19 protein-coding genes and 1 tRNA gene are annotated in these 20,037 nt (G+C 50.6%); 14 read left to right on the plus strand and 6 right to left on the minus strand.

From position 1 onward, the window contains the following. The first annotated feature begins 282 nt into the window (after positions 1-282). The 9 genes from minD to PN498_RS19860 all read left to right on the plus strand — a co-directional run bounded on the left by minD (position 283) and on the right by PN498_RS19860 (position 4,763). Complete coding sequence (gene minD / locus PN498_RS19820; protein WP_272065035.1) at positions 283-1,083, plus strand: septum site-determining protein MinD; 801 nt, start codon at positions 283-285, stop codon at positions 1,081-1,083. 45 nt (positions 1,084-1,128) lie between these two features. Continuing rightward, on the plus strand, positions 1,129-1,536 hold the full coding sequence (minE, locus tag PN498_RS19825) for a cell division topological specificity factor MinE (RefSeq protein WP_272065037.1): 408 nt from the start codon (positions 1,129-1,131) through the stop codon (positions 1,534-1,536). Between the two features lie 2 nt (positions 1,537-1,538). Then, on the plus strand, positions 1,539-1,970 hold the full coding sequence (locus PN498_RS19830) for a (2Fe-2S) ferredoxin domain-containing protein (protein WP_272065038.1): 432 nt from the start codon (positions 1,539-1,541) through the stop codon (positions 1,968-1,970). Positions 1,971-2,248: 278 nt separating this feature from the next. Beyond that, positions 2,249-2,896, plus strand: coding sequence for a response regulator transcription factor (locus tag PN498_RS19835; protein WP_272065039.1), 648 nt, complete (start codon positions 2,249-2,251; stop codon positions 2,894-2,896). Positions 2,897-3,081: 185 nt separating this feature from the next. Continuing rightward, positions 3,082-3,154: transfer RNA gene (locus PN498_RS19840), tRNA-Thr, on the plus strand. Positions 3,155-3,826: 672 nt separating this feature from the next. After that, on the plus strand, positions 3,827-4,117 hold the full coding sequence (locus PN498_RS19845; protein WP_272065040.1) for a type I restriction-modification system subunit M N-terminal domain-containing protein: 291 nt from the start codon (positions 3,827-3,829) through the stop codon (positions 4,115-4,117). A gap of 33 nt (positions 4,118-4,150) precedes the next feature. After that, a complete protein-coding gene (locus tag PN498_RS19850) occupies positions 4,151-4,387 on the plus strand; it encodes an AbrB/MazE/SpoVT family DNA-binding domain-containing protein (protein WP_272065041.1) in 237 nt (78 codons plus the stop codon). Next, positions 4,384-4,524: a hypothetical protein gene (locus tag PN498_RS19855; protein ID WP_272065042.1), complete on the plus strand. Its 141-nt coding sequence runs from the start codon at positions 4,384-4,386 to the stop codon at positions 4,522-4,524. Before PN498_RS19850 ends, PN498_RS19855 begins: the two co-directional genes overlap by 4 nt. Next, a complete protein-coding gene (locus PN498_RS19860) occupies positions 4,509-4,763 on the plus strand; it encodes a type II toxin-antitoxin system VapC family toxin (RefSeq protein WP_272065044.1) in 255 nt (84 codons plus the stop codon). Before PN498_RS19855 ends, PN498_RS19860 begins: the two co-directional genes overlap by 16 nt. Positions 4,764-4,787: 24 nt before the next feature. On the opposite strand, the gene PN498_RS19865 is transcribed toward PN498_RS19860, so the two are convergent. Continuing rightward, positions 4,788-7,655, minus strand: a complete 2,868-nt coding sequence (locus tag PN498_RS19865) for a two-partner secretion domain-containing protein (protein ID WP_272065046.1) — start codon at positions 7,653-7,655, stop codon at positions 4,788-4,790. Positions 7,656-7,872: 217 nt separating this feature from the next. Here PN498_RS19865 and groES point away from each other — a divergent pair, with 217 nt between their 5' ends. From groES to PN498_RS19880, 3 genes are all read left to right on the plus strand, one after another. Then, entirely contained in the window at positions 7,873-8,184 is a 312-nt protein-coding gene (gene groES, locus PN498_RS19870; RefSeq protein ID WP_272065047.1) for a co-chaperone GroES, read from the plus strand. Between the two features lie 177 nt (positions 8,185-8,361). After that, positions 8,362-9,993 (plus strand): chaperonin GroEL, encoded by a 1,632-nt coding sequence (groL, locus tag PN498_RS19875; protein WP_272065048.1) that lies wholly within the window; start codon positions 8,362-8,364, stop codon positions 9,991-9,993. Between the two features lie 447 nt (positions 9,994-10,440). Further along, positions 10,441-10,665: a DUF2283 domain-containing protein gene (locus PN498_RS19880; RefSeq protein ID WP_272065050.1), complete on the plus strand. Its 225-nt coding sequence runs from the start codon at positions 10,441-10,443 to the stop codon at positions 10,663-10,665. A 112-nt stretch (positions 10,666-10,777) separates the two neighbouring features. Here the strand turns inward: PN498_RS19880 and PN498_RS19885 are convergent, their stop codons facing one another. Both PN498_RS19885 and PN498_RS19890 read right to left on the minus strand, forming a co-directional pair. Next, positions 10,778-13,243, minus strand: coding sequence for a glycoside hydrolase family 9 protein (locus PN498_RS19885; protein ID WP_272065051.1), 2,466 nt, complete (start codon positions 13,241-13,243; stop codon positions 10,778-10,780). A gap of 84 nt (positions 13,244-13,327) precedes the next feature. Beyond that, complete coding sequence (locus PN498_RS19890) at positions 13,328-13,693, minus strand: hypothetical protein (RefSeq protein ID WP_272065052.1); 366 nt, start codon at positions 13,691-13,693, stop codon at positions 13,328-13,330. A gap of 276 nt (positions 13,694-13,969) precedes the next feature. On the opposite strand from PN498_RS19890, the gene PN498_RS19895 reads away from it, so the two are divergent. Then, complete coding sequence (locus PN498_RS19895) at positions 13,970-14,176, plus strand: hypothetical protein (RefSeq protein WP_272065054.1); 207 nt, start codon at positions 13,970-13,972, stop codon at positions 14,174-14,176. Positions 14,177-14,299: 123 nt separating this feature from the next. Here PN498_RS19895 and PN498_RS19900 read toward each other — a convergent pair whose 3' ends face one another. The 3 genes from PN498_RS19900 to PN498_RS19910 all read right to left on the minus strand — a co-directional run bounded on the left by PN498_RS19900 (position 14,300) and on the right by PN498_RS19910 (position 16,644). Further along, entirely contained in the window at positions 14,300-15,193 is an 894-nt protein-coding gene (locus PN498_RS19900; protein WP_272065056.1) for a S66 peptidase family protein, read from the minus strand. A gap of 145 nt (positions 15,194-15,338) precedes the next feature. Beyond that, positions 15,339-15,953, minus strand: coding sequence for a hypothetical protein (locus tag PN498_RS19905; RefSeq protein WP_272065057.1), 615 nt, complete (start codon positions 15,951-15,953; stop codon positions 15,339-15,341). Positions 15,954-16,098: 145 nt separating this feature from the next. Continuing rightward, positions 16,099-16,644, minus strand: coding sequence for a GNAT family N-acetyltransferase (locus PN498_RS19910; protein WP_272065058.1), 546 nt, complete (start codon positions 16,642-16,644; stop codon positions 16,099-16,101). A 45-nt stretch (positions 16,645-16,689) separates the two neighbouring features. Between PN498_RS19910 and PN498_RS19915 the strand changes: the two genes are divergently transcribed. Then, positions 16,690-19,878 (plus strand): DEAD/DEAH box helicase, encoded by a 3,189-nt coding sequence (locus tag PN498_RS19915; protein WP_272065060.1) that lies wholly within the window; start codon positions 16,690-16,692, stop codon positions 19,876-19,878. The last annotated feature ends 159 nt before the right edge of the window (positions 19,879-20,037 follow it).

A 20,037-nucleotide genomic window follows, 5' to 3' on the forward strand; every position in this document is an offset into this window, starting at 1 on the left:
GGAAATCTACAGGCTTTCCGGGTCAGTCAAAGTTTTTTTGCCTATGCGTAACGTCGATACTGCGGCTTTCTGTGATAGGCTGCAACCTCAACTGGGCGTAATGCGATCGCTTGAGAAGTGATGATCTAAGGCAGGTTCTGTGTGTTTTTTCCATGGCACGAGATGTCTCTGAAATGGGTCCACAGTAAGCGATAATCAAACACAAATACGTCTGTATTTGGTAACGACCAACTGACGCAGAAACAAACAGTAGACTTTTCGCAGAAACCTATTAGATTCTCTATGACCCGCGTAGTTGTTTTGACATCTGGTAAAGGTGGTGTTGGCAAAACCACATGTACTGCCAACCTGGGAATGGCATTGGCTCAGAAGGGTCAACGGATCGTTGTCATTGATGCTGACTTTGGTTTGCGAAACCTCGATCTCCTATTGGGGCTAGAAAATCGTATTGTTTATACTGCGCTTGACGTGTTGGCAGGCGACTGTCGATTAGAACAAGCCTTGGTTAAAGATAAGCGGCAACCCAATTTAGCTTTGTTGCCCGCTGCTCAGAACCGGTCTAAAGAGTCTATTAATCCTGAACAGATGTCTGAGCTGGTGTCTAAGCTTAAAGCTGAAGGGATTGACTTTGTCTTCATTGATTGCCCAGCTGGAATCGAAGGGGGATTTAGAAACGCGATCGCAGCTGCCCGAGAAGCCATTATCGTAACGACACCTGAAATTTCTGCCGTTCGAGACGCTGATCGAGTCATTGGACTACTCGAAGCCAACGACGTTAAGGCGAAGCGCTTGGTCATCAACCGCATTAAGCCTGCCATGGTGCAAGAAGAACAAATGATGTCGGTGCAAGACGTGCAAGATATCTTGGCGATTCCTCTTTTGGGCATTATTCCCGACGATGAGCGCGTTATTGTTTCCACAAACCGAGGTGAGCCGCTAATTCTGGAGAAAAATTTGTCTCTTGCTGGAGTTGCGTTTGCTAACATTGCCAGACGGATGCTGGGGGAGAAGGTACCCTTTATGGATCTCAGTGCCCCTCACGATGATTTGTTTTCAAGATTTCGTCGCCTTTTTAGAGGCTAAATCAATCGCCGCAAGTCTACCTGTCCGTCTCTTGATTATTTGCCCATGCTGAGTGAACTGTTAGAACGGCTTTTCAACAGAGGTCGTACAGAGACAAGCCGTACAGCGGTCAAGCGTCGCTTGCAATTCGTTTTAGCCCACGATCGCACCGATCTTTCGCCTGAAATGGTGGAAAAGATGCGCCAGGAAATTTTGGAAGTCGTTTCTCGATATGTCGAGATTGAGACTGAGGGATTGGAATTCACCCTGGAAAATGATGAACGTATGACTGCCCTGATCGCCAATTTGCCAATCCGTCGAATTCGTCCTGTAGATAAGAATGAATCTCTAAAAGAGACCTCCCCTAAAGAGGATTCCTCAGCTGTAGAAGCGATCGCTCCTGAGACAGAAACAGCTGAACCTATGGACACCGTGAACACTCCAGCAGCTTCGGATACGCCAGTTGAGACTTGAGTATGGCAACACCTTCAGACTCTGCCAAACCCTCTACAACGGCTCTCAAACAGACCGTGAAATCATTGGGTCTGCCGTCCATCACTCGTCATGTTTTCCTATGTGCTGACCAAACCAAACCGAAATGTTGTGATAGAGCTGCCAGCATCACAGCCTGGAACTATTTGAAGCAACGGCTTAAAGAGCTACAGCTCACTACTCCAACTGCAAGCCAGCCAATCTGCGTTTTTCGGACTAAGGCTAACTGTTTACAAGTTTGTCAACAAGGACCGATTCTACTCGTTTATCCTGACGGCGTTTGGTATCACAGTGCCCATCCTGAGACGATCGAGCAAATTATCCAGGAGCACCTCATCCACAATAGAGTTGTTGAGGAATATGCCTTTCTATCCCACCCCCTGGCGCCACTACCGACACTGCACGAAGATGCTTAGGAAGCCACATAAATGTAGTGTTCTGCAACCAACAGAGTGCGCTCTTGAGCGGTGTTCTGTTCAAACCGTAAACGCTTTAGCTAATCTATAGACACATGAATTGTTGAAGCTGTTAGGATACTCATCACTAAGAATCAGACATAGGTGGTACATACGTAAACAAACTATACACAGTTGGCAGATTCGATGATTTTTCGTTCTCTGCGTCTTCTATTTCATCAGGTTGGGTACTCTGTAGTAGGGTTAATTGACATTGGTTTTTAGATAAGCAGGTCAACATGAAAGACGGGAATGCCGGGGATCAGAAGACACTATTGCTCATTGATGACGATCCTAATTTGATCTTGCTAGTCAAAGACTATCTGGAATTTCGGGGATACCAAGTCATCACAGCAGAAAACGGTCGGGAAGCTCTCGATATTTTGAATGGCAACAGTCCTGACATGATCATTTGTGATGTCATGATGCCAGAGATGGACGGCTATGCGTTTGTGGAACATGTGCGTGAAAATCCAGAAACTGAATGGATTCCGCTATTGTTTCTCTCGGCCAAGGGGCAGAGCCAAGATCGGGTCAAGGGTCTAAATACTGGGGCTGATGTCTACATGGTGAAGCCATTTGAGCCAGAGGAGTTGGTTGCCCAAGTGGAGTCTTCCTTGAAGCAGGCTTCACGGCTGATTCGTCAACAGGTGCGAGGTTCGTCTTCTGCTCCTACCATCAGCGTACCTTTTGATGTTGAACTCACTCCAACCGAACTCAAAGTGGTGCAGTTTGTGGCCCGAGGCATGGCGAACCGAGAAATTGCGGAAGAGCTACAGGTAAGTCAGCGAACGATTGAAAGCCACGTCAGCAACATGCTGGGTAAGACTGGTTTACACAATCGTACTGAACTCGCTCGTTGGGCAATTGAAAACAACAAAGCTTAAGATAGGCCACTCCTCTTAGTTTGTCAGACCGATCAGATGAGCGATCGCACGAAGACAGCAGAGCCTCCAGATGCTGTTTGGTGCAAAGTCCAGAGGGCTTAAACTATACACTTTAAAAAGCTGCATTTTCTCAGCCAAGTGCCTTACTCGAAGGCGTTTAGTTTGGTATGCTATATGTCCAGTGTGCTGGTGTAGCTCAGTTGGTAGAGCTGCTGATTTGTAATCAGCCGGTCGCAGGTTCGAGTCCTGTCACCAGCTTCTCTCTAAAAGCCCTGCTGTGTAAAGCTTCAGGGACTTCTTTTAATTGGATTTGCAAGCGTTTTTGGTCTCTTTCCCTGTACTAAAAGCTATGCAATAACAAAGCATCGTCCACAGCTGCTAGGTATCTCCATTCTCCTGAAGGATCTGAGCCAATCGTTCCTTGATTAAGACCCGAAGCTTTGCTGCAAGTGGCAACTCACTCCAAGCTACATCGTCTCGGCAAGTTTCTACTTGCTCACGAATATCGCTGACATCAAGAGAACTGGTGGGAAGGGGGTAAATCGGACGGTGTTTTTTTCTGATGAAGTAGCACACCGGGATTTTTCCAAGATGTGTCTGAAATTAGTGCCGGGTCTTAGTGTGGGACCAGTGCTCTGAGCGCTGTGACTTACAGCATTGTATTGAGCGAACCCACAAAGCCAAGGAAGCTGCGCTGTATCGGGAAAAGCTGGCTTGGCTCAAGCGATAGGCCAACCGTCACCCGCTCCATTCGTTTTCCGCAATACCTGAGCGTGGCCTTGCCTCTAACTGATTGTGAGCAAAGGTTGCAAAAGTGACAGCCATGAAGGCTTTAAGCCACAATAGCCAAACAGTAGTCAGCGTCTTTGAGAGCCCTATTCAAAAGGCGATCACTGTCTTGACTGTGATATTGGAAGGGAGTCAACGCGAATGATCACAGGCGACTTGAAATCCAAGGTTGATAGACTTTGGACGACGTTCTGGAATAACGGCATCAGCAACCCGCTGTCGGTGATTGAGCAGATCTCCTACCTGCTATTTATCAAGCGCCTGGACGACCTGGAGCAGGCCAAGGAGCGTAAGGCCCAACGATTAGATTGCGACATACAAAACCCCACCTTTGGTCCTGGTCAACAGCACCTCCGCTGGTCCCACTTCAAAAACCTGGACGACTCGGAAGAGATGCTGCGGATTGTGCGGTTTAGGGAGATAAAAGAATAGTGCGATGATAGGAGAAGCCTGGGAGGTTTGAAGATGGTTACACTGCATCTTGACGAACAAGGGCAAATTACAATTCCGGCTGAATTATTAGCTCAGCTTGGGTTGTCTCCAGGAGCTGAAGTACAGATACAGGTTGTGGGTAACACCCTGCAAGTGCAACAACCACAACCCCCATCAAAAGGTGCACAACTGATCGCCAACCTGCGCGGTCGAGCCACCGCCAACCTGAGTACTGACGAAATTCTGCACTACACCCGCGACCCTGCATGACCGTCATTTTGGTTGATAGCAACGTCATCCTGGATGTATTGACTATTGAGAGCCGAGAGCGATTCGAGGAAGTTTTTGGCAAAGCCAAGAGCCTCAAACGGCTGATTCGAGAAATTGTAGGGTGCGATGTATACTAGCTGCGGTCACCAGCAAATTAACGCTGGCAGAGGTGTTAGTTAAACCGATGCAGCGAGACGATGCCGAGCAGCAAGTGATCTGTAAGCAGTTTGTTAGAAGCACGAAACACCTAGCCGTTGTTCCGGTGAATCGCTCAATTCTCATTGATGCCGCTCAAGCAAGAGCTAAAACTCAACTTGAGCTGCCGGATGCTATCCATGTCGCGACGCGTTGCAGGCAAACTGCACCCCTTTTCTAACCAACGCTCAGCAGCATGTGGGTCCTACTCAGAGTTAGGTAAAGGGCAGACTGTAGAAATCTCGACGGCTTCTGGAGAGCGATCGCTAATCGTTGACTGACAGTCTTGGGGTTCTCGCTCGTCTGTGATGTAAGAGCTTCGGGCGGCTCCAGAAGAATTTGTCGGTTCTTCAGAATCCTCATCTGACAGGTTATCTAGCTCGCTAGTCTCTGCTTCAGCATTGCCTGAGTCATCGGATGTGTCTTCGCCACCTCCACCGTCAGGTGTTCCTTCACCACCAGAACTATCAGGAACATCGTCACCAGCACTGTCAGGAATATCGCCGCTAGGAACTTCGGAGGACTCACCACCGGTGTCGGGAGGAGTCTCAGCCCCAGTGTCAGGCATCTCTCCGCCGCTGGGAATATCGGGCGGCATGGTTGGAGTCTCTGGGTTTTCTGGCGGATCGACAACCGGTGGATCGACAACCGGTGGATCAATTTCGGGCATGTCCGCCCCTGGAACGAAAGGAATATTTTGAAATGACGTCACCAGAGTGGCATCCCCTTGTCCACGCAGAATCGCGCCGGTTGCCCCACTGGCGTTTTCTGGAAACATGCCGCTCGGGAAAAGCGGTGTAAACCCGACGAAGTTGGCACTTGGAATGCTAGCGTCAATCTCAATGGTGTGATCGTCGTTAGGACCTGCAACGAACTGAATCTCGGGGAAGTTGCCCGTGCCCTCAATAGAGATATTGCCATCGTTGAAGGTGTTAGCTGCGCCTCCATGACGAATGACGATCGCACCGCCGCCGGAATCGGGACTGACTGAGATGCTTGTAGGGAGTGTGAACAGAACCTGTTCGGTGGTATCCACTAAGCCCGCATCAATGAGCGGCTGAGGATTTCCTTGTGTCAAGAAGTCAATTAGAGCCGCATCAGTAGAAGAATCAAGGGTAATACGGACAAACGCATCAAATGTCTCTAGGGCTTGAAATCGTCGAGCAGCATTGATCTCTAGCCCACCTCCTCCGGCTGTAATCGTATCGACGATAACGTCATCCACCGTGGCTGTTAGTTCCACCCGGCTATCGTCCAAAAATCCGCCGCCTGCATCAATTCTCCCTGTTCGAACACTGCCGCCTGTGATCGTGACATCACCGCTACCATCACCAATTGCGTCACCTTGCGTAATCACATCACCAACCGCGATCGCGCCTGCCGCAGTCAGGGTTACATCACCGCCCATATCGTTAGGCTCGGAAGTATCTAACGGCCCGGTTGTGATGGTGTTGGCAGTAATTGTGAGTGATCGCATCGGTGCTTCAATGACATCGTTAGTGTCCAGTGTGCGAAATTCGTTTCCGGCAATGAATGTGATGCTGCCTGGGTTAGGGCTATCGGTATCAAACGTGAGCGCATCATCACTGAGGTCATCAATGATGATGGTGTCGCTGGCCTGCAAAGAGATGTCTGTGGAACCCGCTAGTCCTTCTAACTCCGATTCGTAAATCTCTGTTGGACCGAGATCAGCACTATCAATCGTGGTTTCGCTCAAGAGGCTGTCATCCAGATCGCTGTCGTCACCATCCAACAGACCGTCGCGGATGACAATGTTTTCGGGATCAAGGAGTAGAGTGCCTGTGGTTCCCTGCACAGCAGTTGTGTCCACATCGCCCCGAAAAGTCAGCGCTTGCCGACCTGACACTTCAATAAATCCACCATCGCCCCCTGTTGTTCCCCCTCTAGTAGAAATATCACCATAGAAAGCTGTTATTTCATCTGACCAAACGATCGCTTGTCCGCCATTGCCCAGCAGGGTGCTATCCACCGCAATCGCACTATCAGCATCCACAACCGTCAAACGGGATGAGAATAGAGTTTCACTGCCCTGTAGATCGCCACCAATTCGGACCAAGCCCCCACCATGATTGCCAGATGCATTGACGGTGGCATCGAGGAGGGCAACACGATCACCCACGACTGTGACAGATCCGCCGACCGAATCGGAGACATTGAGTGAACCAGAGGCGATCGCAGTGCCAACCTGATTCGGAATAGCCGTACCGTCATTGGTTAAGAGAACTGTGCCATCTGGCTGCACCATTAATCCAGTTGCCGCAGTTCCATTGGGACCTGTTAGTAGCGCTGGTAATGATAGGGGCGTCACCGACGCATCTCGCCGAACAGTCCCTGCTGGCAGAGCTGCTAATTCAAGACTGAGCACTCCGTCAGGATGACTGATACGAACAACGCCAGCTTCAGGGATTGCGGCGATTGTAATTTCTCCGCCCGGTGTCGTCAGCGTGCCTGTCGAAATGACCTGCCCGCCCACCAGCATGATCGATTCGCCCGGCATGACGCCCAGATCAGCTGCATTGACAATACTGCCTGTCACATCGGTAAAAACTAATCCGACAGGTGATCCCGATAGCGGGCTGTAGTCATTGGCGGCGATCGCATCGAAAATGCCATCCTCAAACTGAATGCCGCTAGCCGTCGTTGCCGCAAAAGAGCCTGAGAGGTCTAGTTGGGCATTGGGCCCAAATAAAATGCCTGCTGGATTGATTAGGTACAAGTCAGCCGTTGTGCCGCTTACCTGCAATAGCCCATCAATATAGGAGGCGTCGCCCCCCACAACACGCCCCAAAATAGAGTGCACCTCGGGCTGTGCTAAGAACGTTGCGATCTGTTCCTGCGACAGGCCCAGCTGCTCAAAAGAATGGAACAGAGCCTGACCATCTCCAGACGTGACACCCCCAGTGATGGTAAACTCGTTGCCCGACTGGACAACCTGTGTCGGACTTCCCGCCTCTGGAATGATCGGACTCGCGATCGCCCTCTGCAAACTTGGCCCGACTAAATTCAGACCGCCTCCAACAGCGAACAGCGTAGCAAGCCAACGTAGTTTCATAGCGGGCACATGTCTAACGCATTGATATCAACTTATTCGCGCTTGCTCACCAAAGTTCGGGAAACCACACCCAAGTAACTGTTGTGGTTAGCCCCGGTAGGGTTCTAAATTAGCACTCGGAGTGTGAGAGTGCTAACTCAGAAGGTAATGTTAGAAAGTTGCCTCTTCTAGGCAAGCACACAATCACATTGGTGTTAGCGATTCTGGAGAATTTGTAATGGCTGCTATTACTTTGAGTGCGTCTAGCGTGACTCCCTTGGGCGATCGCGTGTTGGTCAAAGTCAGCGCATCTGAAGAAACAACGGCTGGCGGTATTTTGTTGCCCGATACCGCAAAAGAAAAGCCTCAGGTTGGCGAAATTACGGCTGTCGGTCCGGGTAAGCGCAATGACGACGGTAGCCGTCAAGCCCCTGAAGTCAGTGCAGGAGATAAGGTTCTTTACTCCAAGTATGCCGGAACCGATCTCAAGCTGGGGGGTGACGAATACGTTCTACTGTCCGAAAAAGATATCCTGGCAACCTTGGGATAACGACAGTCTGCTGTCAGGAATGAGTTGTTGGCTTTGGTAGCCAGTTTTTAGTTTTTAGTTTTGAAGCTGAATTGATAACTCAAGGCTAGAAATTCAAAACGTTGGCACTGTTTGATTTCTGGCTTCACATTTCTCAGTTTTTTTACTCACATCTCCTCGCAGGAAAGGATTTCGATCATGGCTAAACGCATCATTTACAACGAAGACGCCCGCCGCGCCCTAGAGAAAGGGATGGACATGCTGGCTGAAGCGGTCGGTGTGACTTTGGGACCCAAAGGCCGTAACGTCGTTCTTGAGAAAAAGTTCGGCGCACCTCAAATCATTAACGATGGTGTCACCATCGCTAAAGAAATTGAATTGGAAGATAACGTTGAGAACACAGGCGTTTCTTTGATTCGTCAGGCAGCTTCCAAGACCAATGATGCCGCAGGTGACGGTACCACCACTGCAACTGTATTGGCTCACGCAATGGTGAAAGAAGGTCTACGGAACGTCGCAGCTGGCGCCAATGCGATCGCCCTGAAGCGCGGCGTAGATAAAGCAACAGCCTATCTAGTGGAAGAAATTGCACAGAAGGCTCGTCCTGTTGAAGACTCCAGTGCTATCAGCCAAGTGGGTACGATTTCCGCTGGTAATGACGATGAAGTCGGCACCATGATTGCTGAGGCAATGGATAAGGTTGGTCGTGAGGGCGTTATCTCTCTGGAAGAGGGTAAGTCCATGACGACTGAGCTGGAAGTCACTGAGGGTATGCGCTTCGACAAGGGCTACATCTCTCCTTACTTCGCCACTGACACCGAGCGCATGGAAGCCATCCTGGATGAGCCTTACATTCTGCTCACGGATAAGAAGATCACCTTGATCCAAGACTTGGTGCCTATTCTGGAGCAGGTGGCACGGGCAGGCAAGCCTCTCATGATTATCGCTGAGGACATCGAGAAAGAGGCACTTGCAACGCTGGTTGTGAACCGTCTCCGAGGCGTGCTGAATGTAGCAGCTGTTAAGGCTCCTGGATTTGGCGATCGCCGCAAAGCTATGCTAGAAGACATGGCCGTTCTCACTGGTGGTCAGGTCATCAGCGAAGACACCGGTCTTAAGCTGGAGAGCGCCAAAGTTGACATGTTGGGGCAAGCTCGTCGCATCACTATCACCAAGGACAATACAACGCTGGTTGCTGAGGGCAACGAGGCGGCTGTTAAGGCTCGCTGTGAGCAAATTCGCCGTCAAATTGACGAGTCCGATTCTTCTTACGACAAAGAGAAGCTGCAAGAGCGCTTAGCTAAGCTCTCCGGTGGCGTTGCGGTCATCAAAGTCGGTGCAGCAACGGAAACTGAAATGAAAGACCGTAAGCTGCGTCTTGAAGACGCGATCAACGCAACTAAGGCGGCTGTTGAAGAGGGTATCGTTCCTGGTGGCGGCACAACCTTAGCGCATATGGCTCCTGGGCTGGAGAGCTGGGCTAGCACGAACCTCAGCGGCGAAGAGCTCATTGGTGCTCAAATCGTTACCCGTGCCCTAACCGCTCCTCTCAAGCGCATTGCAGAGAACGCTGGCCAAAATGGTGCCGTGATCTCTGAGCGTGTTAAAGAGAAGGACTTTAACGTTGGCTACAACGCTGCCAACGGCGAATTCGTCGACATGCTCTCTGCGGGTATCGTTGACCCGGCTAAGGTGACTCGTTCTGCTTTGCAAAACGCAGCGTCTATTGCGGGTATGGTGTTGACGACTGAGTGTATTGTGGTCGACAAGCCTGAGCCTAAGGAAGGCGCTGGTGCTGGTGCTGGCATGGGCGGCGACTTCGACTATTAAGATCGGCGATCGCTGACTTACGAATAGATAGCTAAAATCCCCTGGCAAAATTTTGTCAGGGGATTGTGTTCATCTGGAACGGAATTCAAACTCTGTCTCCGAGCGATCTTTCGAAGCGCCGCTACAAATCACTTATCTTAGAGGTGCAGTTACTGATGCCTGTCCTTCTCGACTACCAAGGTAGAGAAGTCCGCTTAACTGAAGAACGACTAGCACACAGTCTTTCTCATCCTAAGATGGTTGGATGGAACCAAAGATTTTGGATACTCTTAGGCATCCAAAATTGGTACATCAGTCTCGTAGTGATCAGACGGTGGCACTATGCTATCGGTTTTATACCCAAACAGCGATTGGAGATAAATGGCTTTGTGTCGTAGCCAAATATCTGCCCAATGACGCCTTTATTATTACTGCCTACTTCACAAATAAACCTAAAAGGGAAACCCTATGGCAGAGCGAGTAAAAGTTTGGTTTGACCCTGAAGCTGATTATCTGGAAGTCACTTTTTCTGAGGCTCCTGGTTATATGCAGGAATCAGAAAATGATGCTGTTATGGAACGGGTAGATTCAGATGGCAACCTTCTAAGCTTCTCAATTTTGGGAGTTAGTCAGCTCAATAAATCAAAGCCACTGGTTGCCGAATTGCTCTCAGGGAGAGAGGGTGCGGCTTAAAACAAAGTGCTGCGCCCGGTGGGTCATATTGATTCAAAAAATGGCTTTTGGATACCGTTGTGTCTTAATCCACATTTCGCAGGTTGAAAAAGGGAACCTGCGAAATGTCGGATCATCGCTCCTGAGCTGCTAAATAACCCCAAACGTAAGCGGATGGCCCGATTGTTTGGTGAATCGTAAACTCCGTCATCGCCACGTTGATGTAGACATCCACATACAGTTCAGTAATCGGCCAGTCGGTTGGCTCTGGAAACATGTTGTCTTTCATCTGGTAGCGAGCAAACCAATAATCGTCATAGATTTCGTGGGTAATGTCGATAGGACCATACACGGTGATGCCCGGTGGGGGATCGACACCCATGATGCGCTGATCGATAACGAGAGGATTTTGAGGCGATCGCAATCCCAGACCCGTGGTGTAAACCAGATTGTCCGGGTTAGCCCCCAAAGGTGCCTGAGAGGACCGAATGATGGCTTCGAGATAGCGATCGCTTTGCTCCAGATGATGCGCCTGGACCAAAACGCTAGCCTCGTACGGAGAAGACCAGCCGATCCCCCAGCCCACAGGCGCATTGGGATGGTGTTTGCCCCACTGAAAAGCTGTTTTCTCGGTGATGGCTGCCACCTCATCGGCTTTCTTGAGCAATGCTTGTCGAGCATTAGCCTGGACCTGCGAATCCACCTCTGCCGAGGCGAACTGAGCATATCGAAAAGCGGCACGGCCTTGATTATGCTCTCTGCCGGAAACGGACTGATCAGAGTCCGTAAAAACGGTGGTGTTTAGAAAGACTTGATGAAAGCGATCCAGTCCAGTCAACCGCCACAGTTCTAAAGCAGCAAGATTGCGGCGATCGCGCACTTGATGAGGCCAGCCTCCCTCAGGTGAATCAAGAGACTCCTGTTCTGCATAGGCAAACGCCATGAGCGCAGACTGTTCGTAGTCTTCGGCACGAGCAGGAGCGACTTGTTTCAGTACGGATGCCGCTTGAGCCGCCGCGTTAGCGTACCAGTAACTCGACCAAACGTCAGGCGCATAGGCCATGACCTGTAAAGATTCCTGCCAGCTAGCTTCTCCATGTCTCGGATGTTCAGCTGACTCAATCCCGCCCGGCACCCCGCCATCGGGATGCTGTAGACGGCGAAAAACATCAATGCCCCACAGGGCTTCATCTAGCACATCCGGCAGCGCATTATTGGATTCAGGAATATTGAGATCAACCGCTGCCATTGCGTCAGGGAACAGCTCTACTAAATCCAGCAGCGATTCTGCGACTCCCAAATGCTGAATGCGGCGATCCCAATCTCCCGCATCGAAATACCCTCCCCAAGCATCAGGGACCGGCGTTTCACTCACCCCCGCCGTCAGCGCCTCAAAGGCATTTTCGGAACCAATTCCCATGCGAGTATCCATCAATTTGGCGTCGCTTTGATAAACGACAACGCCATCATCGGGATGAAAGGCACGCGGACGGTGATATTGCGTGTAAGGACTCTTCAACTCAATGCCGCTACGTTGGTGATACAACCCACGAATTGAAGTCACGAAGGGGGTCTGCCAGACAGACTCTTGAATCGGGAAACTATGGGAGCAGCCAACTGTTTCCACACACAGCCGATAGACCCCCACTTCTCGAAAGTCTCGAAAATCTAAGGCATAGACGTCGGTTTCGTTGTAATTGCGATAAGCATCTTCCCATTGGTCTTGAGCAGCGGACAGGCGGGTTTGTCCTTCATAGACAATGTCATCCGTTTGAGTATCCACTAGCCAGAACGTCATCCCTTCGGAGTAGTCAAAGCCACCGCCAGATCCTATCCAGGTTGAAAGAAAGCCTACCTTGATTGGATCATCGGGATGAAAGCCAATGTGAGAGATATGCACGGCTTCACTGTGCTGCTGTTGGGGATTGTAGACAAATGTTTTGGCGTCAAGAGACTGCCCTTCAAAGACCAGCCCGTAAGTCTCGCCGGTTTGCAGAGGATCAGACAGCTGCAAATAAACGGTGTGACGCATGGCAAACTTTTGTCCGTTCGCCGTATCCGCCATATCGATGGGCTTGCTTTTACGGAAAACCTCTTCTGGTCGCTGCCCTGGCTGAAAATCACTATCCGTTGGGGAAGTCAGGCGGTAGCTACGAAGATTGTCGAGCCAGCTTTGCGGGACGTCACGGCCTTGGTATTGGTCAAGGGGATAGAGGATGGTGCGATCGCGGCCCACAACTCGACCGATGGTTTGTCCGTCACGCTTGAGCACACCATTGTCTTCTATTTGGTCACTTGACCGAGGCCGATATCGCCGCTGCTGTCCATAGGTGACGCTGCCAGTTTCAATCTCAACGGCCAGCATATCTGCACTCACCGGATAAACCTGAGTTACGGTAGGAAGGCCATTGGCCCTTTGTCGCGATTTGAGTGCCGCAAACAACAGCGTTTCTCCTTCAGTCAACTGAGCGAGCAAAGGACTGTCGACAGAGCGAGCTGACCAGCGATCGCCAAGCATTTGTGGAAACGGTTTAACGTTCCCCAAAGACAAACCTGAGAATTGTGCCAGCATCGCCAAAAGTGCGATCGCCCGTTTCATACTATGCCTGCTTAAAACCGCCTTCTTAGAATGACGAACTATTTGGGCGATCGACAAGAGGTTGAGGAAAAGCTCATCCTGAAATCACTCGTCAGGGTTCACCTTTAAATTGACGGCGAGTTCGTCTTGCAACCAGTTGATGACCTGTTGGCGCTCGCCCTGCGTCAAATAGAAACATCCAGTCCTGCGTAGGCGATCGTTAATATCTTCCATGTCAGCCACCGTGAAGATGCCGGCTGTCGTTGCAATATTGCACAGCAAATCATCACGTCCCTGTTCATCTAAGCTGTCATAGCGGTAACGAGCAATTTGTTTACTCAACCGACTGAACGTAGCGTCACCCCACGCTAATCGCTGCTTACGCTCATCTGAAATTCTCTCGCCAGCTGCAATCTTGGCGTAGTCGGTATCTAGAATATCGAGATGGACAATTTTGGGTGATTGACTCACAAGTAATTACAGTCTCAACGTCTGCATACACAGGCCATTAGTGAACCCAAATCCGCTGGAAAAACGGTTAGGTCGTTAATGACTAAGCTTGATGAACAGGATAGTGTATTTTTTTGCGGTCAGCCGAGACCTCTCAGCAATTTTTTAGGTTGGAACTTCTAGGAAAATGGAAAGCCGCTTCATTACGGATCATTTCACTCTTTCCGTTTGGTTTTCCGCACTGTGCTAGTTTCGAAATCATAGAAATGTTGCATTCCATTACGGGGAGAATCACACGTGCTGGCATCTTCTGAAAATTCTGCGGAAGTTATCGAATCTTCTCACGAAGCTTGTAGCGACTATGTTGCTCATCTTCAACTCCATATGGCGTTACAGGCAAAAAATCTCGTTCCCTCTCTGAGTCAAAATAGCGATCGCAGAGAGAACCTGCTTCACCAAACCCAAGCCGATCTTGAGAAGATGATCTCTCGTCAAGGGTTTTAGGAACCGAGGCTATTGGTGACATCGGCATTCAAATATGGCTTACCTGGGGTGAAGGCACATCGTTTTCACCCCTTTTTATCGGCTCCACCTCTCATGCCGAAAATGCAACTTCAGATATGAGCCTCATGGATGCACAGCCAGAGTGCCTGCATCAGCATCTAGAATCGCTGGAACGCCTACTGGCAACGCCGCATTCACACCATCATGACCAAACGGAAGATCGGCCACAATGGGCACCCCTAAATCACCTAAGCGATCGCGGAGAACAGCTTCTACACTCAAACTTGGGACATTGACAGGGGCCTCACAGCGGCTAAAGCGCCCGATCGCAATACCTTGAATACCAGCAAATTTTCCCATCATGCGCCAGTGCGTCAGCATTCGGTCAATACGATAGGGAGCCTCTGTCACATCCTCGATCGCCAAAATGACCCCTTCTAGATCAGGTGCATGAACCGTTCCTAGTAAATGCGTTGCCACCGTGAGATTGGCCGGCAAGAGGCGACCAGAAGCCTGTCCTGTTCCCCATCCAATTCCCTTTAATGGCGGAATATTCTGGCCAGTGACCCAGTTGAACAGGCGCTGTCGTGACCAGACAGGCTCTTGTCCCAAGGTCGTCAACAATGGCCCATGCACTCCAGCAATACCCTGTTGACTTAGACTCCAGAGCAGACTTGTGATGTCAGAAAAGCCAATCAACCACTTGGGAGATACGTCGGGCCACTGCCATGTCTCCAACAGCCTCGTCCCCCCGAACCCACCTCGGGCGCAGAGAATCCCTCGGCAGGCAGGATCTTTCAAGGCCGTCAACAGCTGATGGCGACGGTGCGTATCACTACCGGCAAGATAACCCCACTGCTGATCGAAACCCGGCAACAATCTGATTCGAAACCCTTGAGCTTGCCAAATCGCGATCCCAGCTTGAAATGCAGTCAGTTCCCGCAAAGCACCACTCGGTGCAATCACCAGCAGTTCATCCCCTGGACGTAGAGGAGCTGGACTTTGGCAAGCAAGCATAAATAATCAATCTGTAGACACACCTATAGTTATACCCATTACCGCTGAGCTAGCTCCTCGGATTAGGCTGAGGGCTGTATCCCTTGCCAGTATTCTTTCCAGACGGATATTATTCTGAATCCAACTTGCTCTCACACCTAATGCCCTAGACAGGGGTCTGATCCGAAGCATCCTCACGATTGGCGTGACTCATGACTGACCGCTCATTGGTTTGACGCATAAAACGGAGATAGTCACTTAACAGTGTCCAACTCACCACTGGGTGATTTCCCTGGGGAATACAGTCTTCTCGCAGAAACCGCTGTCCTGCCTCGGTAATCCAAACGTCACCGAGCTGCCGTTGAGTAATGCGAATCAATCCCTGGTCTGCCAGACGAGCAATGAGCTGCTGCCGCTGATCTTTTGGAACCCTGGGGTGAATCTGTCCGGGGGTAATGCTGCTCTCCTGGCAAGATTTCATGACGTATTTCTCATCGGGGGTGACCGGCAAGACGGACCGATCTAACTTCAGCAGTGTCCGTCCAGTTGCGGTCAAGCCAAACCGGGTAATCGCGTCTTCATACCCCATCAATCCTTTTTGACAAAGCTGCTTGCAGAGGCGATCGCGGGCGGCTATGGATGACTTGGCGTGGGACCGAAGTTGGGCGATTGGTGCTCGATAATTAGGATATTTCAGCAACAGCAGCAGGAACTTCAACTCTGGGGACGTAATTTCTGGAGGAGTCAATAACGCAGACGTGCAGGGTGCAGCTTGAATCATGTCCTGTTCAACAGTGCAACAAAGGTAAGTTTCAGGGCGTGGCTTGAATTAAGAAAAATTGTAGTATTTTTGTATGCCAATCCCAAACAGATCGATACGGATACTTCACAATTGCACTCAGCTTCGCTACCCGATCTGCCTCAAACTAGACCAGCGATTTATATAGCATCACCGCATCGACATAGCGATCGTCCGCTAGGTATGCGCCTTCGGGAATTCGGCCAAGCTCCTGGAAGCCCATCGATTTCCAAATCTTGAGAGATGCAATGTTAGTCTCGAAAACCAGGTTATACATCACGGCTCGATATCCCCGCTCTTTAGCTAGCTCCAACATCACCTCGCCCATCAGGCGGCCTAACCCTTGCCCTCGCATTTCAGGCGCTACAATAAAGCCAGCATTACAGATGTGGCTACATCGTCCGGGAAAGTTGGGTTTAATGTAGAATGCAGCAACGAGATTGCTCACATCTAATACCTGCTCTTTTGACAAGCAGCGGACAACAAAGGCATCGCCTTTTAACCAGTAATTAGCAAAGGCTTCCACCGAGAGAGGATTTGATTGCGGATAGCTGTTCCCCTCAAGCACAATTTGGTTGAAGAGAGTCCTGACCGTTTCAGATTCATCAGGACGCATTTCATCCAGCACGATGGGTATGGAAGATTTGGTTTGACGATAAATTGGAAGATCCACTGGTGATTAGGCTGCGTAAATTTTGTTAGTTGATTCGAGTGTTACATGGCAATCCTACATGGAAGCTGGCTGGTAGAAAGCCAGCAATTCTTTATCTGGGGCGAAACTTGGCGACGTGTAGACGCCGAGCGTTTATCGACCGAATGGACAGTGCAAGATCATCCTTTCTGCACGGCTTTACCTGATCTGCTAGATGGTCTTAAAGCTGTTGGAGGGTTGCCAAAAACATTCTGGGTCGAGGCAACAGCAACCGCCGCCAAACGCCGGACCAGCACAAAGGGCAATACTCGTCAGGTCGAGCAGATGTTGTCACTGCCAACAACCATTGCCGAAGAGACTTATGTGCCGCATCACTCTGCAGCCGATCTAAGTGACTCCTCTGACGGGGTCGCGTTGCACCCTTGGAAGGTTGCCGGGGTGCAGATTTCGGATCAGGAGGCAGCGGCCTTTCTGGAGAGTTTGCCGCTTGGACAAACCGAAATTTCGGGTGTCGAAATTGGGGATGACTTACGGTTCTGGTCGCATGTGGCGCGGTGGAGTCTGGATTTGCAAGCGCGAGGGAAGTATTTGCCCGCGATCGCCCTCTCCCCTAATAAAAAGACCCATGGACAATGGCGGCTTTTGCTAGATAGCGATACTGATAGTCATCGTCTACGGCTCTTTAGTCAAACGATGCCCCTGATTTGCCGCCTATATCGGTCTATTCCCAAGCCTCGTAAAGGCACTGTGGGGGGTGTCAGCGTTTCTATGCCAGCAGAGGCCAATGCCCAACTATGCGATTTTTTGGAGCAGCTTGTCGATGCTCAAGTGCGATCGCAGGCGCAACCTGTTAACAGCACTGACGTGCTTAGCCCCGATTTACCCTTACGCCCGTGGTTAGAATCCCTGAGCAGCCATGATGATGAGTTGGAAGGTAGCGCGATCGCGGCAGCCCGGTTGCGAGATGCCCTAACGACGTGGACTGCGCCCCTGCAAAGCAATACTGAACAGAATCGGTTTCGCGTTTGCTTTCAGCTAGAGCCACCTGAAACGGACAGTGGGAGCTGGCATCTGGGTTACTATTTGCAGTCTCGCGACGATGAGACATCGCTCATTTCTGCGGAAACTGTCTGGCAGTATCCTGTCGATCAAGCCGTCATCGACGGGCAAGTAGTGCAGACACCTCAGGAAACGCTTCTAGCTGGACTGGGTCGTGCGGCTCGCTTCAGTGACATTATCCGTGAGAGTTTACAGCAGCAGCGACCTATCCGAGTTGCCCTTGATCCAGCTCAGACCTTCGTGTTTCTCAAGGCCACGGTTGAACGATTGCGAGATGCAGGCTTTGGGGTGCTATTACCGCCAGGTTTGGCCTCTCAAGCTCAGGACAATCGCTTGGGCATCCAAGTTCAGGCCGAAGCACCGAATCGTAAACAGCGACAGCGTCTCGGCCTCAAGAGCTTACTAAATGTGGAGTGGGAGCTATCCTTAGCCGGTAAAAAACTGTCTCAGAAAGATTTTGAAAAGCTGGTAGCTCAAGAAACTCCCCTTATCGAAATCGACGGTCAGTGGGTTGAACTACGTCCGCAAGATATTCGAACGGCACGGGACTTTTTCAAGCGTCGGAACGATCCCATTGAACTTAGTGTCGAAGATGCGCTCCGCCTCAGCACGGGAGATACTCAAGTCATTGATAAGCTGCCGGTGGTGAAGTTTGAAGCTGCGGGCATGCTTCAAGACCTGATCTCGACCCTAACTGAGGGCAACCAAACCCTGAAACCTGTTACTGAACCCGAAGGATTTACCGGCAAGCTACGCCCTTATCAGGCGCGAGGAGTCTCTTGGCTCTCTTTTCTAGAACAGTGGGGCCTGGGAGCTTGCTTAGCCGATGATATGGGTCTGGGTAAAACGATTCAGCTTATCGGCTTCCTGCTGACTCTGCGAGAGCAGGACCTGCTGGATGCGCCTGTCCTACTCGTGTGTCCTACATCGGTATTGGGCAATTGGGAGCGAGAAATCCACAAGTTTGGTCCCGCACTCAAGGTGCTAATGCATCACGGCGACAAGCGATCGCATGCTGCCGCTTTTGCCCGCAAAGCTAAGTCCGCCAACATCGTGCTCACCAGCTATGCTTTGGCCCAGCGAGATCTGAAAGATTTTGAACGGGTGGATTGGCTGGGCATCGTGCTAGATGAAGCGCAGAATATCAAAAACCCTGACGCCAAGCAGTCCAAGGCGGTACGCCAGATTGACGCTCAGTTCCGCATTGCCCTAACGGGTACCCCTGTTGAAAACCGATTAGCAGAACTGTGGTCGATTATGGATTTTCTCAATCCTGGTTATCTAGGACCCAAGAATTTTTTTCAGCGGCGCTTTGCGACCCCCATTGAGCGCTATGGCGACACAGCTTCGCTATCAACGCTGCGATCGCTTGTTCAACCCTTCATTCTGCGCCGGCTTAAGACAGACCGGACAATCATTCAAGATTTGCCTGAAAAGCTAGAGATGACTGTGTTCTGTGGCTTATCGCGAGAACAGGCGCAGCTCTATCAAGCGAGCGTCGAGAAGGCGATGAAATCCATTGAGGCAGCTGAGGGAGTACAGCGTCGGGGACAGATTCTAGGCTTGCTCACAAAGCTGAAACAAGTTTGTAATCATCCGGCTCAGTTTTTAGACGAAGAGGGATTAGTCGCAGCAGGACGTTCTGGCAAGCTGTCGCGCTTTGACGAAATGGTTGCTGAGCTGCTGGATGAGGGCGATCGAGCACTCATCTTCACCCAGTTTGCGGAATGGGGCAAACGATTACAGGCTCATCTTGAAAGGATCTTCAAACAGGAAACGCTTTTCTTATACGGCAGTACGTCCAAAAATAAGCGGGAAGAGATGGTTGATCGCTTTCAGCATGATCCCAGCGGTCCTCGCCTGTTTATCCTTTCTCTGAAAGCCGGGGGCGTGGGTTTGAATTTAACTCGGGCTAATCATGTCTTTCACTTTGATCGCTGGTGGAATCCGGCTGTGGAGAACCAAGCAACGGACCGAGCATTTCGAATTGGTCAGACTAAAAACGTCCAAGTGCATAAGTTCGTCTGTAACGGCACGCTGGAGGAAAAAATTCACGACATGATTGAATCCAAGAAGGCACTTTCTGAGCAGGTTGTTGGCGCTGGGGAACAGTGGCTGACTGAGCTAGATACAGATTCTTTGCGAAATTTGCTGCTGTTGGATCGGGACGCAGTGATTGATGATGGCGAGGCTTAAAGCGTGGATGGGTGCGCTGGCCGGTAGCGAAGCCCCGCCTTTGGCCTTGTGAACCCTACTATGAACACTATTGAAAGATGATCCGCTGCGATCGCAGTTCCTGGGGCCGATGTTGGCACATTCCTAAGAGCGACGCGATAGGCTAGAAGGCACATAGCT

Source organism: Oscillatoria sp. CS-180, from assembly GCF_028330965.1.
GTDB lineage: Bacteria > Cyanobacteriota > Cyanobacteriia > Phormidesmidales > Phormidesmidaceae > Halomicronema.

Excerpts from the sequence above, each read along its gene's own strand:
- minD (WP_272065035.1), top strand. The coding sequence starts at position 283 with ATGACCCGCGTAGTTGTTTTGACATCTGGTAAAGGTGGTGTTGGCAAA.
- minE (WP_272065037.1), top strand. The coding sequence starts at position 1,129 with ATGCTGAGTGAACTGTTAGAACGGCTTTTCAACAGAGGTCGTACAGAG.
- PN498_RS19830 (WP_272065038.1), top strand. The coding sequence starts at position 1,539 with ATGGCAACACCTTCAGACTCTGCCAAACCCTCTACAACGGCTCTCAAA.
- PN498_RS19835 (WP_272065039.1), top strand. The coding sequence starts at position 2,249 with ATGAAAGACGGGAATGCCGGGGATCAGAAGACACTATTGCTCATTGAT.
- PN498_RS19845 (WP_272065040.1), top strand. The coding sequence starts at position 3,827 with ATGATCACAGGCGACTTGAAATCCAAGGTTGATAGACTTTGGACGACG.
- PN498_RS19850 (WP_272065041.1), top strand. The coding sequence starts at position 4,151 with ATGGTTACACTGCATCTTGACGAACAAGGGCAAATTACAATTCCGGCT.
- PN498_RS19855 (WP_272065042.1), top strand. The coding sequence starts at position 4,384 with ATGACCGTCATTTTGGTTGATAGCAACGTCATCCTGGATGTATTGACT.
- PN498_RS19865 (WP_272065046.1), bottom strand. The coding sequence starts at position 7,655 with ATGAAACTACGTTGGCTTGCTACGCTGTTCGCTGTTGGAGGCGGTCTG.
- groES (WP_272065047.1), top strand. The coding sequence starts at position 7,873 with ATGGCTGCTATTACTTTGAGTGCGTCTAGCGTGACTCCCTTGGGCGAT.
- groL (WP_272065048.1), top strand. The coding sequence starts at position 8,362 with ATGGCTAAACGCATCATTTACAACGAAGACGCCCGCCGCGCCCTAGAG.
- PN498_RS19880 (WP_272065050.1), top strand. The coding sequence starts at position 10,441 with ATGGCAGAGCGAGTAAAAGTTTGGTTTGACCCTGAAGCTGATTATCTG.
- PN498_RS19885 (WP_272065051.1), bottom strand. The coding sequence starts at position 13,243 with ATGAAACGGGCGATCGCACTTTTGGCGATGCTGGCACAATTCTCAGGT.
- PN498_RS19900 (WP_272065056.1), bottom strand. The coding sequence starts at position 15,193 with ATGCTTGCTTGCCAAAGTCCAGCTCCTCTACGTCCAGGGGATGAACTG.
- PN498_RS19905 (WP_272065057.1), bottom strand. The coding sequence starts at position 15,953 with ATGATTCAAGCTGCACCCTGCACGTCTGCGTTATTGACTCCTCCAGAA.
- PN498_RS19915 (WP_272065060.1), top strand. The coding sequence starts at position 16,690 with ATGGCAATCCTACATGGAAGCTGGCTGGTAGAAAGCCAGCAATTCTTT.